At 62.2% G+C, this 13,290-nt stretch carries 16 protein-coding genes; 13 read left to right on the forward strand and 3 right to left on the reverse strand.

Annotated elements, in window-relative coordinates; all coding sequences use genetic code 11:
- The first annotated feature begins 1 nt into the window (after position 1).
- The 11 genes from VMX79_08600 (at position 2) to VMX79_08650 (ending at position 10,837) form a co-directional block, all read left to right on the forward strand.
- Positions 2-595: a hypothetical protein gene (locus tag VMX79_08600; protein HUV87158.1), complete on the forward strand. Its 594-nt coding sequence runs from the start codon at positions 2-4 to the stop codon at positions 593-595.
- A gap of 35 nt (positions 596-630) precedes the next feature.
- Positions 631-2,115: an NADH-quinone oxidoreductase subunit M gene (locus tag VMX79_08605; GenBank protein HUV87159.1), complete on the forward strand. Its 1,485-nt coding sequence runs from the start codon at positions 631-633 to the stop codon at positions 2,113-2,115.
- A 13-nt stretch (positions 2,116-2,128) separates the two neighbouring features.
- Positions 2,129-3,640 carry an NADH-quinone oxidoreductase subunit N gene (locus VMX79_08610; protein ID HUV87160.1) on the forward strand — a complete coding sequence of 504 codons (1,512 nt, stop codon included), beginning with the start codon at positions 2,129-2,131 and terminating at the stop codon, positions 3,638-3,640.
- Positions 3,641-3,780: 140 nt separating this feature from the next.
- Positions 3,781-4,905, forward strand: coding sequence for a M23 family metallopeptidase (locus VMX79_08615; GenBank protein ID HUV87161.1), 1,125 nt, complete (start codon positions 3,781-3,783; stop codon positions 4,903-4,905).
- Positions 4,902-6,257 carry a bifunctional hydroxymethylpyrimidine kinase/phosphomethylpyrimidine kinase gene (locus VMX79_08620; protein HUV87162.1) on the forward strand — a complete coding sequence of 452 codons (1,356 nt, stop codon included), beginning with the start codon at positions 4,902-4,904 and terminating at the stop codon, positions 6,255-6,257. The genes VMX79_08615 and VMX79_08620 overlap by 4 nt, the downstream gene beginning before the upstream one ends.
- An 18-nt stretch (positions 6,258-6,275) precedes the next feature.
- Positions 6,276-6,869, forward strand: coding sequence for a hypothetical protein (locus tag VMX79_08625; GenBank protein HUV87163.1), 594 nt, complete (start codon positions 6,276-6,278; stop codon positions 6,867-6,869).
- Positions 6,856-7,467 (forward strand): CvpA family protein, encoded by a 612-nt coding sequence (locus VMX79_08630; GenBank protein HUV87164.1) that lies wholly within the window; start codon positions 6,856-6,858, stop codon positions 7,465-7,467. The genes VMX79_08625 and VMX79_08630 overlap by 14 nt, the downstream gene beginning before the upstream one ends.
- Complete coding sequence (locus tag VMX79_08635; GenBank protein HUV87165.1) at positions 7,464-8,282, forward strand: histidinol-phosphatase HisJ family protein; 819 nt, start codon at positions 7,464-7,466, stop codon at positions 8,280-8,282. Before VMX79_08630 ends, VMX79_08635 begins: the two co-directional genes overlap by 4 nt.
- Positions 8,283-8,322: 40 nt before the next feature.
- Positions 8,323-9,051: a pyridoxine 5'-phosphate synthase gene (locus VMX79_08640; protein HUV87166.1), complete on the forward strand. Its 729-nt coding sequence runs from the start codon at positions 8,323-8,325 to the stop codon at positions 9,049-9,051.
- Positions 9,048-9,431 carry a holo-ACP synthase gene (gene acpS, locus VMX79_08645; GenBank protein ID HUV87167.1) on the forward strand — a complete coding sequence of 128 codons (384 nt, stop codon included), beginning with the start codon at positions 9,048-9,050 and terminating at the stop codon, positions 9,429-9,431. The genes VMX79_08640 and acpS overlap by 4 nt, the downstream gene beginning before the upstream one ends.
- On the forward strand, positions 9,428-10,837 hold the full coding sequence (locus tag VMX79_08650) for an HD domain-containing protein (GenBank protein HUV87168.1): 1,410 nt from the start codon (positions 9,428-9,430) through the stop codon (positions 10,835-10,837). Before acpS ends, VMX79_08650 begins: the two co-directional genes overlap by 4 nt.
- A 22-nt stretch (positions 10,838-10,859) precedes the next feature.
- On the opposite strand, the gene dtd is transcribed toward VMX79_08650, so the two are convergent.
- The 3 genes from dtd to VMX79_08665 form a co-directional block, all read right to left on the reverse strand.
- Complete coding sequence (dtd, locus tag VMX79_08655; GenBank protein ID HUV87169.1) at positions 10,860-11,312, reverse strand: D-aminoacyl-tRNA deacylase; 453 nt, start codon at positions 11,310-11,312, stop codon at positions 10,860-10,862.
- A gap of 64 nt (positions 11,313-11,376) precedes the next feature.
- Positions 11,377-11,853, reverse strand: coding sequence for a hypothetical protein (locus tag VMX79_08660; GenBank protein HUV87170.1), 477 nt, complete (start codon positions 11,851-11,853; stop codon positions 11,377-11,379).
- 92 nt (positions 11,854-11,945) lie between these two features.
- Positions 11,946-12,266 (reverse strand): hypothetical protein, encoded by a 321-nt coding sequence (locus VMX79_08665; GenBank protein ID HUV87171.1) that lies wholly within the window; start codon positions 12,264-12,266, stop codon positions 11,946-11,948.
- 326 nt (positions 12,267-12,592) lie between these two features.
- On the opposite strand from VMX79_08665, the gene rplU reads away from it, so the two are divergent.
- Together rplU and rpmA are read left to right on the forward strand one after the other, a co-directional pair.
- A complete protein-coding gene (gene rplU / locus VMX79_08670) occupies positions 12,593-12,907 on the forward strand; it encodes a 50S ribosomal protein L21 (GenBank protein ID HUV87172.1) in 315 nt (104 codons plus the stop codon).
- A 43-nt stretch (positions 12,908-12,950) separates the two neighbouring features.
- Positions 12,951-13,205 carry a 50S ribosomal protein L27 gene (gene rpmA / locus VMX79_08675; GenBank protein ID HUV87173.1) on the forward strand — a complete coding sequence of 85 codons (255 nt, stop codon included), beginning with the start codon at positions 12,951-12,953 and terminating at the stop codon, positions 13,203-13,205.
- Positions 13,206-13,290 lie beyond the last annotated feature (85 nt).

Raw genomic sequence — 13,290 nt, forward strand, 5'->3', positions numbered from 1 at the left:
GTTGGCGCGTAAGAAATTAATCGGGGTATTGATAGTCGTGGTCGCGGCGACGGCCGCCGCGGCCGACGACGCCATGCCGTACAAGGAGATAATTTCGGCCGACGCCGGCTGCCGCGAGTACTTCTGGGAAGGGATCGACGCGATCGGCGGCGGTAAGATGAAGGGCGCCCGGGATAAGCTGGATAAAGCGGTCAAAGCGGACGCCGATTGTTTCCTGGCGTACTTGCTTTTAAGCCAGCTCGAGTATGCCGAGGGCAACGATGAGAAGTCGACCGAATACTTGCAGCGGGTCGCGGCCGAGCCGCCGGAGCTGTCCGCGCTGTACGAAGAGGTCGCCGTTGCGCTGCGCGCCGACGACTACGAGGCCGTGGCGTCGCAGGCGAAGAAGCTGGTGGCCGCGTATCCCCAGACGATGCGGGCCATAGCGGCCCTGCACCTGCTCGGCCGGGCGCAGTACTATTTGGGCCGGCGGGCGGAGGCCTTATTGGCGCTGAAAGCGGCCTACATGTACTCGGACCTCGCGCCGGGCACGGTGCCGGCGTACGGTTCGGAGGCCGAGGCGGAAGAATTGGAGGAATTCGCGGGCGTGCGTTAACGGCGGGCCCGCGCGTACATATTGTTTAGGAGGCTATGGCGATGGCGTTTCCTATTTTAACAGCAACCGTCTTTACGCCGGTGGTGGGGATGGTGGTGGTCTTGCTCCTGCCCGAGCGGTGGGTGACCGGCATCCGGGCCGTCGGCGTTGCGTTCACCGCCGTCGCGATGGGTTTCTCGGCGTGGGCGCTCGCCGTATTCGACCCGGGTATCACCGGCGCGATGCAGCTCGAGGAATTGCACCGCTGGATTCCTTCGGTAAATGTTTTCTATCATCTCGGCATCGACGGCCTCTCGATACCGTTGTTTATTCTTACGACGCTGTTGTCGTTTTTAGCCGCCATCGCCTCTTTCTCCATAAAGGAACGGGTCAAGGAATATTACGCGCTGTATTTATTGCTCGTAGCCGGGATGTTGGGCGTCTTCGTCTCGCTAGACCTCTTCCTGTTCTACGTCTTCTGGGAAGTCATGCTGGTGCCGATGTACTTCCTCATCGGCATGTGGGGGGGCGAAAGGCGCGAATACGCCGCCATAAAGTTCTTCCTCTACACGTTGTTGGGAAGCGTGATAATGCTCTTGGGGATATTGGCGCTGTACTTCACCGCCCAGCCCCATACCTTCGACATGCTCGAGCTCATGCGGCAGCAGGGGACCTTCCTGCGGACGTTCCAGATCGTCGTTTTCCTGGCGTTCTTCGTGGGCTTCGCGATAAAGGTGCCGGTCTTCCCGTTCCATACGTGGTTGCCCGACGCCCACGTCGAGGCGCCCACGGCGATATCGGTATTGCTGGCGGGCGTGCTGTTGAAGATGGGCGGGTACGGCTTGCTCCGCGTCTCGTTCCCCATCCTGCCGCAGGGCGCCCACTGGTTCGCCTGGCCGCTGGCGATACTGGGCGTGATTAACATCGTTTACGGCTCGCTGGTCGCGATGGCGCAGAAGGACCTCAAGAAGCTCATCGCGTACTCGTCGGTGGGCCACATGGGGTTCGTGCTGCTGGGCGCCGCGGCTATGACGCCGACGGGCCTCAACGGCGCCGTGATGCAGATGTTCTGCCACGGCATCATAACGGGCGCGTTGTTCCTCTTGGTGGGCGTCCTCTACGACCGCGCCCACGTCCGCGACATCGACGCCTTCTCGGGCCTCGCCGTCCGCGTGCCGGTGTACGTCGGCATAATGTCCTTTACGATGTTCGCTTCTCTCGGGTTGCCCGGCCTCGCCGGTTTCGTAGCGGAATTCTTGTCGCTCGCCGGGGCCTTCCCGGTATTCCCGGTGCTGGTCATCATCTCGGGCGCCGGCATAGTCATAACCGCGGCGTACTTCCTGTGGACCATACGGCGTATGTTCCTGGGGAAATTAATGCCGCGGTGGGAGAATTTACCCGACATCAACTTCCGCGAACTCGTGACGGTGGTGCCGCTCATGATACTCATGGTTCTCATAGGTGTCTATCCGTCGGTTTTGATTAAATTAATGAACCCGGCGCTCACCGAGCTCTCGCGGGTTATGATGGCCCTCAAGTAGACGGCCGCGCGTTATGGAATACGACTGGCTTAGCCTCTTACCTCATTTGATACTCGCCGGCGGCGCGGTATTGCTGGTGGCGGCGAGCGCGGCCTCGCGGCGGTTCGCCGGCGCCGTGGCGCCCTATTTCACGGTCGCCGTCGCCGCGGCCACGGCCGTCGCGGCGCTGGTGCTGTGGCGCGAGCCGGCGGTTTCGTGGTTCGGCGCGCTTACCGTCGACCCGTTCTTCGTTATATTCGCGGTCATCTTCTGCGCGGCGCTCGCGCTCGTGGCGCTGTTGTCGGCGCGTTACGCTCCGCTCGAGGGCAGCGACCGGCCCGAGTACTACGCCCTCCTCATAATGGTGACGTGCGCCGTATCGTTTATGGCGTCGGCCACCAACCTCGTCCTCATCTACGTCGCGATCGAGTTCTCCAGCATACTCTCGTACGTTCTGGTCGGGTATATCCGCGGCGACCGGTTCTCGGCCGAGGCCGGCCTGAAGTACTTCCTCTACGGCGCGGCCGCCTCCGCCGTGATGCTCTTGGGCTTCGGCCTCCTCTACGGTATGACCGGCGCCACCGACCTGGCCGCTATCGCCCGGAGTTTACCGCGGGTGGAATGGGCGTTCGGGTCGTGGGGCTACCTGACGTTCCTCGCCCCGGTGACCGGAGCCGCGGCGACGCTGCCGCCCGAGTTCGTATTCCTGGCGTTCGCCCTGATTCTTGTAGGCCTGGGTTATAAAATCTCGGCCGTTCCCTTCCATATGTGGGCGCCGGACGCGTACCAGGGCGCGCCCACGCCCATCGCGGCGTTCCTGTCGGTCGCGTCCAAGGCGTCGGGGTTCGCCGTAATCCTACGGCTCGTTCTGACGCTGCACGCGCCGCTGGACATGGTTTACGGCGGCTGGACCAAGTACCTGGCGGCGCTGGCGGTGGCGTCGATGGTCTTCGGCGTCCTGGTCGGCATCGTCCAGAAGGACGTGCGGCGGCTGCTGGCCTATTCGTCGATCGCTCACGCCGGCTTCGCGTTGTTGGGCGTCGTCGCCGATACCCACCTCGGCTTCGCGTCGGTCCTCGTATATCTTGCGTTGTACGCGGCGATGAACATCGGCGCTTTTGGGACGGTGGCCGTTATAGGCCACGTTACGGGCGGCTATGACTTGAAGGATTACGCCGGTATGGGGAAGCGGCACCCCATCCTCGCCGCGGCCCTCGCGGTCTTCCTGCTCGCGCTCGCCGGTATCCCGCCGCTGGCCGGCTTTTTCGCCAAATTCTATATATTGGCGGCGTTGATCGCGCGGGATTATATTTTCCTCGCCGTGGTCGCGATTTTGGCCAGCGTCGTCGCGCTTTTCATGTACGCGCGCGTGCTAAAGCCGATGTACTTCGGCAAGGCGGAGGGCGAGGACATGCGGCGGGTTTCGCCGGCCGCGGCGGTGGCTCTCCTCATATGTTTCATCTTTACGGTACTCCTCGGCGTTTGGCCGCAGCCACTGGTAGCGTGGGCTAAGGCCGCGGTGGTACCCCTTTTACCGCGAATATAATTTTAGTTTTATTATACCGACGTAACCCCGGCCGCGAGCCGGGTTTTTTAATTTTTCGAGGCGTTGATTTAGGGAACGGTTTCTGATAAGATTTAAATTAGTCGGGTGGAAACGCTATGTTTAAACGCGATTACACATTAATGATAGGTTCGCATTCGTCGGGGCGCGTACGGTCGGTCCATTTATCACGGCGTATTATTACCGCGCTGGCCGTATTCTCGTGCAGCCTCGCCGTAAGCGCGGGCGGCGTCGCGGTGACGTTGTATTACAACTACCGCGCGATGGACCACGCCGTCCGGCCTACGTTCGAACGGAACCGCCGGTTGACGGGCGAGAACCGTCATCTCGGCGGCGAGCTCGGCCGGCGGGACGAGGTCATATCCGATTTGAGCTTCCGACTCCAAAAGGAACGCGACGACTACGCGCTCCGGTTGGAGGAGCTCGACGCGGCTTTGAAAAAGCTCGATAAGTTCTACACCGACCTCAGGATAATGGCGGGATTTAAGTTAGACGCTAAATCGGCGAAGAAGCTCAGCGCCGGGGGGCCGACGATAAGCGAGGCCGAGTATTTCGACGCGCTCTACAAACTGGACGAGGAACGCTTCGGAACCGAAGCGCGGCGGCACGAGCGAACGCTGCGCACCTTTTGCGTAGGTTGCGAAAAGGAGTTTCTGGTCCTGCGGCGCTTGCTGGAACGCCGCAAATCCCTCTTGGCGGACGTTCCCGATATGCCGCCGGTGAAGGGTATTATAACGTCGTACTTCGGCGCGCGGCGTTGGCGAGGCCGCATCCACGGCGGGTTGGACATCGCGGCGCCCGCCGGTACGCCGATAGGCGCTCCGGCCGAGGGCGTAGTGGTGGTCGCGGGCCCGTATCCGTACTACGGAAACGTCATCTTCCTCGACCACGGCGGCGGGTTTTCGACGCGTTACGGCCACCTGGCCAAAGCGGACGTCAAGGTCGGCGACCGCGTCGAACGCGGGGACGTAATAGGCAAAGTTGGCGCCACGGGCCTGGCTACCGGCAACCACCTCCACTACGAGGTACGCATTAATAACGTGCCGGTCGACCCGTACAACTACCTCAGCGCCAAATTGCCGGTTCACATCGTCGACGGCAGCAAACTAAAGGTGGTCGAGATTCCCGACGACGCCGACCTACTTATCCCGGACGAGGTTTTCGAAGAGTACGAGAAGAAAGCCTCGGCGGAGGCGGCGAAAGTTCCCGTTAAAGCAGTTCGCGAAGAAGCGGAGCCGAATAAATGAAGGCTAAAGTGGCGTTGACTATAGGAGGGCTCGACCCTTCGGGCGGCGCCGGCATAACCGCGGACGTCGTTACTTTTTCGGTTATCGGCGTGTACGGCGCCGCGGTCGCGACGGCTATCACGTACCAAAATACGCGCGGCGTCTCCGGATTTTGGGCCGTCGGCGAGCGCGACCTGAAGGCGCAGTTGGACGCGGTGTTGGACGACGTCGACGTAGCCGCGGTGAAACTCGGCATGTTGGCGTCCGACCGCTTGGCGTACGAGTTAGGGCCGTACTTGTCCAAGTTCAAGGACGGCGGCGTCCCGGTGGTATTCGACCCCGTAATGAAGGCCGGTGCGGGTCAGCCGTTATACGAGGGCGTACCGGAGAAGGCGTTTGCGGACGTCATCCTGCCGCAGGTATCGTTGGCGACGCCCAACAGCTTCGAACTCGCTTACCTCGTGGACGACGAGCCGGCGCAAAATCACGGCGAGCTGCGGACGCAGGTGCGGGTGTTCCACGGACGGTACGGCCTGTCGGTCCTGGCCACCGGCGGCCACGTGGGGAGCAAAGCCGACGTAGTGGATATTCTCTTTACGGGCGCGGAGATGCGCGAGTACCGCCGGGCCCGGGTGGAGGGGCCCATCCACGGGACCGGTTGTCTGGTCGCGGCCGCAGTAACGGCCTATTTGGCGTTCAACGCCGACGTCCTGGAGGCCTTCGAACGCGGGGAGGAATACGTAAGCGCCGCGGTGACGGGCGCGGTCACCCCCGGGAAGGGCGCCTCGGTACCCGGTCGGACGGCCGCGGTGTTCGGCGACGCCGAGCGGTGGCGCGTATACAACAATTTGCTCCGCGCGGTCAACGTCTTCGAGGCGGCCAGCGGGACGTACAAGTTGATACCGGAGGTCGGGACCAATATCGCGTACGCAATACCGGACGCGCGTTCGGTGGATGAGGTGTGCGCGGTGTCGGGGCGGGTCGCGCGGGTGGGCGCCGCCGTACGCGCGTGCGGGACGCCGGCGTTCGGCGCGAGCCGCCATATGGCGCGCGCGGTGCTCGCGGCGATGAAGCACGACGCGTCGGCTCGAGCCGCTATGAACGTCCGTTTCGGCGACGACGTACTCGCCGCGTGCTCGGAGCTCAATTACCGCGGGGCGGGTTTCGACCGGGCCCGGGAACCGGCCGATATAGCGGGCGACGAGGGGCGGACGGTCGAGTGGGGCGTCGACGAGGCCGTGGCGGGAGTCGGTATAGTCCCCCCGATTATTTTCGACCGGGGCGCCGTAGGTAAAGAACCTATGGTTCGCATATTCGGCCGGGACGCGATGGAAGTCGTCCGGAGGGCGGTCGCGATATCCCGGCGCCTCTGACGCCGGGAGGGCCGGGAAGTGCGACGCTTCGCCGTAATTTTATTGGCCGCGGTACTCTCGTCTTGCGGACGGCCGGAGAGGCGCCCGCCGGCGCGGCCCGCATACACGCCGGCGAAGACCTTATACAACCTGAAGTTGGCGTACAACGCGCCGGATTGCCGGACGTACGAGACGTTGTTCTCGCCGGAGAGGTTTACGTCGAGCGCCGAGGAGCCGCCCCCCGGATTCCCCGCGAAATGGGGTTGGCGCGAGGAGATGGATGCTACGCGGGCGCTACTCGATGATGCGTACCACGTTGTATTGGAGATGGAGACGGCGCCGGGATTAGTGGGAATGCCGCCGGCCGCGGCGACCGAATTCACGACCGTGCCTCTCGACGTCCGCGTGAGGGTATGGCGCGAGCCGACGTATTGTTTTTACGCCCGCGGCGAAGTTACGTTCGGCCTGGCGCGGTCGGACGCGTCGGGCCCTTGGGTTATCGTAGAAATGGTAGACGGTACCGGTGCATCGTACGCCGACGTTGTCGCCAACGAGCAAACCTTTCCTTGTTCGTGGAGCGCCATAAAGTGGTACTATTTGAACCGAAAGCGGGGGGAAGATGCGCGGTATTAACTGGGTGGACGCCGCGTTGGCGGTGATCGTCGCGGTTAATTGCGTCTTGGGTGTAAAGAGGGGAATCTTCCGGGAGTTTTTCAATTTAGCGGGCATCGTGCTCGGCCTTTTCGCCGGTTTCAGGTTGTACGAGGCGTTGGGTTGGAATATCGGGGGTTGGTTGGACGCCCGGCCGGCGGTAGCTAATTTGGCGGCTTTCGTCGTGATATTTTGCGTCATCGCCTTCGGCTCGAGCTGGCTCGGCCACCTTCTCCACAAGGGCGCCAAGAGACTCTTCGTAGGTTGGTTCGACCGACTGGCGGGGGGGGCGTTCGGCTTCGCCCGGGGGTTGATCTTCGCCAGCGTCGCGGCGTTGGTCTTCGCGTTATTTCCGTTCTTCCCCAAGTTGGAGCGGGACCTGAACACCAGCTTGCTCGGGCCACACATCGTGAAAGTCGCGCCGGCGATTTACGGCGCCGTTATGACGAAGGTACGCGGAAAAGACCACAAGGGTTTGGATATTAAACAGTTGGTCGACGAATATCTGCAGGAAGAGGAAAGCCCCGAGGAAGAGACGGAAGCTCCCGGCGAAAACGACGAGGGGGAGAAACCGGAGTGAACGCTAAGGAGCGACAGCCCCGTCTTCCCGTGGACCATCACGTGCATACGCCGTTATGCGGCCATGCCGAAGGCGCCCCCCGGGCCTACGTCACCGCGGCCGACGGCCTGGCGGGCATAGGCTTCAACGACCACCTGCCGTTCCTCGAGCCGAGTATGGCCGACGCCGCGCTGGCTATGTCGTGGGACGATTTGCCGGTTTACATCGACGGAATCCAGCGTCTTAAAGCTAAATCGCCCACGCCGGTGTTGTTGGGGGTCGAGGCCGACTATTTCCCGGGTCAAGAGGCGCGGCTCGAGGCGGTGCTCGCGGCGCTGCCGTTGGACTACGTTTACGGCTCCGTCCATTGGGTGGGGGATTGGCCTTTCGACCATACGCAAGGTTTGGCGCGTTACGAGGGGGCCGATATAACCGCGTTATACCGCGATTATTACGCGCTGGTAGTCAGGATGGCCCGGTCGGGCCTTTTCGACGCGTGGGCGCATCCCGATTTGCCGAAGAAATTCGGTTATTCGCCGGAGGAGCCGGTGCAAGACGCGGAAGACGCCGCGTTGGCGGCGGTCGCCGCCGGCGGTATGGTCTTGGAGGTGAATACCTCCGGCTTACGGAAGCGGGTGGGCGAAATTTACCCTTCGCTCGAGTTGTTGCGGCGCGCGCGCGACCTCGGCGTTCCGGTAACGTTCGGCTCCGACGCACACGCCCCGTACGAGGTGGGGCACGAATTCGAGCGGGCGGTGGCGCTGGCGAAGGAGGGCGGGTACCGTTCCTACGTAACTTTCTTGCGCCGGGAGAGGATTCGCCTACCGTTACCCTGAAGTACCGGTTCGGTTAAGATATCGGCTTAAGGAGAAGGTTATGCGTTTGGGAGTCAACATCGACCACGTCGCGACGCTGCGCCAGGCGAGGGGTACTTTTGAACCTGATCCGGTGGCCGCGGCGTACGCCGCCGAACGGGGCGGCGCCGCCCATATCACGATACACCTCCGCGAGGACCGGCGCCATATCCAAGACCGGGACCTCGAAATACTAAGCCGGACGGTGGCCACCGGCATCGACCTCGAGATGGCGGCGACCGAAGAGATGGTCGCCGTGGCGTTGAAGTATAGGCCGAAGTTCGTAACGCTCGTGCCGGAACGGCGCGAGGAGCTCACTACGGAAGGGGGCCTCGACGTCGCCGCAGGCCGCGGGCGTTTGGCCGACGTAGTCGCCGAACTCGGCAAGGGCGGCGTCCCGGTAAGTACGTTCGTGGAGCCGGCGGAGGAACAACTCGCGGCCTCGCGGGAAGTGGGGGCTACGACGGTGGAGATACACACCGGCTCGTACGCCAACGCCGCCGCGTCCGACAGACCCGCGCGGCGGGAGGAAATCGCGGCGGCGGCGCGCGTCGCCGCGTCACTCGGCCTCCGCGTCAGCGCCGGCCACGGCCTTACCTATTACAACGTCAAGCCGGTGGCGGCGATACCCGAGCTCGAGGAGCTCAACATAGGACACAGCATCGCAGCGCGGGCGATGTTCGTCGGCCTGGAAGAGGCCACGAGGCAAATGCTGGCGTTGATGCGGCAAGGCCGCGTGGGGTTCGAATGACGGCGATAATCGGCATCGGCGCCGATTTGATAGAGGTGAGGCGCGTCGCGCGAGCGTACGAGCGTTTCGGCGGCCGTTTTCTGGAGCGTCTCTTTACGCCCGAGGAGAGGGAGTACTGTATGGCGCGCGTCGACTACGCGTGCGCGCTGGCGGGCAGGTTCGCGGCCAAGGAGGCGGTAGTCAAGGCCCTCTCGCCGACGGCGCTCACCGGGCTCGCTTACCGCGACGTCGTCGTCAGGGCCGACGGCAATCGGCCCACGGTCGAACTTAGCGGCGTAGCCGCGGCGCTCGCCGCCGAGCGCGGCGTAGAAAAAGTCATGGTTACTATAAGCCACGAGAAGGGTTACGCGATGGCGGTCGCGGTAGCGCTCGGGAAATGAAGCTGAAGTTAGGAAAGAAGCCGAAAAAGCGGTTGAATCGGGCTAACCTGAAGAAAGTGCCGGCCGAGGTACGCGAGGTCGTCGGGACGCTCCGGGCCGCGGGTAAGCAAGCGTACCTCGTGGGCGGCTGCGTCCGGGACCTGCTCGCCGGCTTGGACGCGGTAGACTTCGACGTCGCGACCGACGCCGTCCCCGAAGAAGTCCAGCGGCTTTTCCGCCGCACCGCGCCGACGGGTATCAAACACGGGACGGTTACGGTCCTGGGCGCCCGGGGCGACTACGAGGTGACGACGTTTCGGCGGGACGGTAAGTACGGGGACGCCCGCCATCCCGACGACGTCACGTACGCCCGGAGTATAGAAGAAGACCTCAGCCGGCGCGATTTCACCTTCAACGCGCTGGCCTACGACCCCCTGCAGGATAAACTCGTCGACTTGTTCGGCGGCATCGACGATTTCGAACGCGGCGTCGTCCGGGCCGTAGGCGACGCCCGGGAGAGGTTTCGCGAGGACGGCCTGAGACCCCTCCGCGCCGTGCGGCTGGCGGCGCGCTTCGAGTTCGACGTCGACGCCGAGACCCTGGACGCCGTACCCGCGGTATTGGACCGCGTCCGGATGGTAGCCGTCGAGCGGGTCCGCGACGAGTTCGTTAAGATGTTGGCCACGGCGGCCAAACCGTCGTACGGCCTCGAGCTTATGCGCGAGACCGGCCTGCTCGAGTTATTTATTCCGGAGCTATTGGAAGGGTACGCCGTTACGCAAAACGAGTTTCACGCCTACGACGTTTACACTCATTCGCTATACTCGTGCGACGCGGCGCCGGCCGAAAAGCCGCTCGTGCGGTTGGCGGCGCTGCTGCACGACGTCGGCAAGCCGCGTACGCGCGTGGTGCGCGACGGCCGGGTGACGTTCTACAACCACCAGGCGGTGAGCCGCCGGATGGCCCGCCACATCCTGAACCGCCTGCGCTTCAGCAAAAAGGAGCGGGACCACGTCCTGCACCTGGTCTACTACCACATGTTCGGCTATACCCCCTCCTGGACCGACGCCGCGATCCGGCGGCTTATCCGCAAGGTGGGGCGGGAAAACATAGCCGACCTCTTCGACCTGCGAATCGCCGACTGGTTCGGTAACGGCACCAACTACGGCTTTCCCGGGTACCTGCGCGCGCTCGAGCGCCGCATCAACGACGCCATCGCCCGGGAGGAGGCCTTTACCGAGAAGGACCTCGCGGTCGACGGCCGCGACGTAATGGCGGAGCTCGATATCCCGCCCGGCCCCAAAGTGGGGGAGGTTTTAAGTTACCTGCTCGAGCGCGTCTTGGAAGACCAATCGCTCAACGAGCGGGAACGCCTGTTGGAACTCTTGCGCGAGAGGTTCGGGCCGCCGGGCGACCGGGGCGATTGACGGGGCGGCCCGCGGGGTTTTTTTATCCGGCCTCGGAGGGGGAACGTACTATCAGCGTTACCGGCCCGTCGTTGGTGAGCGATACGGCCATCATCGCGCCGAACTCGCCGGCCCGGGTCGGCACGCCGAGGGCGGACAGCTCCTCGATGAACCTATCGTAAAGGCGCTCGGCTTCGGCGGGGGGCGCGGCGCGCGTGAAATCCGGCCGCCGGCCCTTGCGGCAATCGCCGTGGAGCGTGAATTGCGAGACCACGAGCGCTTCGCCCCCCACGTCCAGCAGCGAGCGGTTCATCCGGCTTTCGTCGTCGGCGAACAAGCGCAGGTGGGCTATTTTGGCGGCGAGGTAGGCCGCGTCTCGCTCGCCGTCGCCGGCGGCGACGCCCAGGAGTATCAGCAAGCCCGGGCCGACGGCCGCGGCGGCGCGCCCCTCCACCGAAACCTTTGCCTCGCTCACGCGTTGCACTACGACTAGCATAGTCGTATTACCCTCAAAAAAAAAGACAGTCGGAAGCGACTGTCTTTTTTACGAAGATCGATAATTACTGCATCGCCGGGATTACTAGGTTCCAGCCGGGGTAGATAAGGTCCGGATCCTTTATGAGTTCGCGGTTGGCGTTGTATATAAGGGGCCACTTGTAGTAGTACGGATGGCCGTATTCCATGCCGGCGATCATCCAAAGGCATTCGCCTTCGACGACGACATGCTGACCTCCTACGACTTCGTATTTCTTAAGGAAGGCCATATCTTCGCCGATAATCGTTTTCCAGAAGTCGTGGACTTTCTGGACTTTCATGACCTTGCCCTCGAGCGCCTTGTTCTCGAACTCTACGCCCTCGGCTTCCTTATTCAGGCGCGCCTGGTCGTCGAGGCGGGTCTGGATCTGCTCTTCGATTTTACCTTCGCCGGCGCCTTCGTTCATTTTAACTTCACGCTTGAGCGCGTCGTAATCTTGGGCTAAAGCGAACGGGGCGACGCACAGCGCGAAAACCGCGAAAGCTAAGACAGCCTGTTTCACCCGTTAACACCCCTTTCGTTAGGAGTATTTTTTACGCCGGGGCTCGTTAATTCCGGTAACCGTGTTTGAGCCGTCCGGCTAAGTTTAGCGGCTTATTCCCAGGTCGGTTCTTTCTCGGCGCCGTGGAGCAACGGCGTGACCGGCAATTTACGAGCTTTCTCTATGTTGTTGCGCTTTTCGTGAAGGTCTTTATGTTGCGCACGAAGCTCGTCAACCTTCTTTACGGCTTTGTCGTATTCGGCTTTATACGCTGCGTTGGCCGATGTAGCCTTCGCCAGTCGGTCTTCGCCTTCCTGTTTTAGCATTTTGGCGTCGTAATACTCGTCGAGTAATTTTTTGCTGGGGCCGCAACCCAAGGCGAGGAAGCCTAGAAAGAAAGCTCCAAGGACGCTCAGCGTGATAACCTTTTTCATACTGGCGGTTCACCTCCCTTCAAGAGCTTGAGGGAAAAGCACCACGATATATATCTCTTTTGCGCCAAGGCGTTCGGCACCTTTGGCTTGCTCCTTGCTCGATATTATAATAGAAAGGGATTTTCCTTGTCAAGTAAAAAAAACGGGTCCCGCAACGTGAACCGTCCCTGGCCTTTACCGGATAGGCGGGGGCGAGCTCTTCGCGGCTCCGTAGTGTTAGCGGTGCTTTGCCGGCGGCGTGCGGCCGGCGGGGGCGTCGCGCGTCAGGGATAACTTGACAAGGGATATTTAATATGTTATAAATAGCGTTTGATAAAGGGGTTATAATGTTTGCCATAGTGCGTTTTAAAGGCCGCCAATACCGTTTACGCGAAGGCGACGTCGTAGCGTTGGATAAAATCGACGCCGACGTCGGCTCGAGGCTCGAGCTCGACGAAGTGTTGGTGGCGGCCGACGCGAAAGGCGTCGACGTCGGCACGCCCGTACTCGAGGGCGCGCGCGTTACCGCCGAAGTCGTCGGCCACGAGCGCAGCTCGAAAGTGGAAGTTTTTAAGTTTCGACGCCGTAAAGATTATAAAAAGTTACGCGGCCACCGGCAGCCCTATACGGTAGTAAAGGTTTTATCGGTTACCAAATCTTAACCGGAATCCCGGCTTCCAGCCGGTCGCGGTAACGGAGACGATTATGGCCCACAAGAAATCCGGCGGCTCATCCCGAAACGGGCGCGATAGCCCCGGCCAGCGCCTCGGCTTGAAGGCGTTCGGCGGCGAGTTCGTTACCGCCGGCTCCGTAATAATCCGCCAACGCGGTACTCGTTTTTACCCGGGCGATAACGTGGGCGTCGGTAAAGACTATACGCTGTTCGCGACGGCCGACGGCCGGGTAAAATACGTCACCCGGAAAAAACGGCGCGAGGTCCACGTCGTAATCCCGGTTTAAACGAGCGCGCATAATATTCTTCGACACAAAAGGATGCCCCGGCGGGTTGGAAAGCGCTTAGCTTCTCGGCGTCAGCGTACCCGGC

It is taken from the genome of bacterium (genome assembly GCA_035529855.1).
GTDB lineage: Bacteria > RBG-13-66-14 > B26-G2 > WVWN01 > WVWN01 > WVWN01.

Excerpts from the sequence above, each read along its gene's own strand:
- acpS (HUV87167.1), top strand. The coding sequence starts at position 9,048 with ATGACGGCGATAATCGGCATCGGCGCCGATTTGATAGAGGTGAGGCGC.
- VMX79_08620 (HUV87162.1), top strand. The coding sequence starts at position 4,902 with ATGAAGGCTAAAGTGGCGTTGACTATAGGAGGGCTCGACCCTTCGGGC.
- VMX79_08640 (HUV87166.1), top strand. The coding sequence starts at position 8,323 with ATGCGTTTGGGAGTCAACATCGACCACGTCGCGACGCTGCGCCAGGCG.
- rplU (HUV87172.1), top strand. The coding sequence starts at position 12,593 with ATGTTTGCCATAGTGCGTTTTAAAGGCCGCCAATACCGTTTACGCGAA.
- rpmA (HUV87173.1), top strand. The coding sequence starts at position 12,951 with ATGGCCCACAAGAAATCCGGCGGCTCATCCCGAAACGGGCGCGATAGC.
- VMX79_08630 (HUV87164.1), top strand. The coding sequence starts at position 6,856 with ATGCGCGGTATTAACTGGGTGGACGCCGCGTTGGCGGTGATCGTCGCG.
- dtd (HUV87169.1), bottom strand. The coding sequence starts at position 11,312 with ATGCTAGTCGTAGTGCAACGCGTGAGCGAGGCAAAGGTTTCGGTGGAG.
- VMX79_08615 (HUV87161.1), top strand. The coding sequence starts at position 3,781 with ATGATAGGTTCGCATTCGTCGGGGCGCGTACGGTCGGTCCATTTATCA.
- VMX79_08610 (HUV87160.1), top strand. The coding sequence starts at position 2,129 with ATGGAATACGACTGGCTTAGCCTCTTACCTCATTTGATACTCGCCGGC.
- VMX79_08605 (HUV87159.1), top strand. The coding sequence starts at position 631 with ATGGCGATGGCGTTTCCTATTTTAACAGCAACCGTCTTTACGCCGGTG.
- VMX79_08650 (HUV87168.1), top strand. The coding sequence starts at position 9,428 with ATGAAGCTGAAGTTAGGAAAGAAGCCGAAAAAGCGGTTGAATCGGGCT.
- VMX79_08665 (HUV87171.1), bottom strand. The coding sequence starts at position 12,266 with ATGAAAAAGGTTATCACGCTGAGCGTCCTTGGAGCTTTCTTTCTAGGC.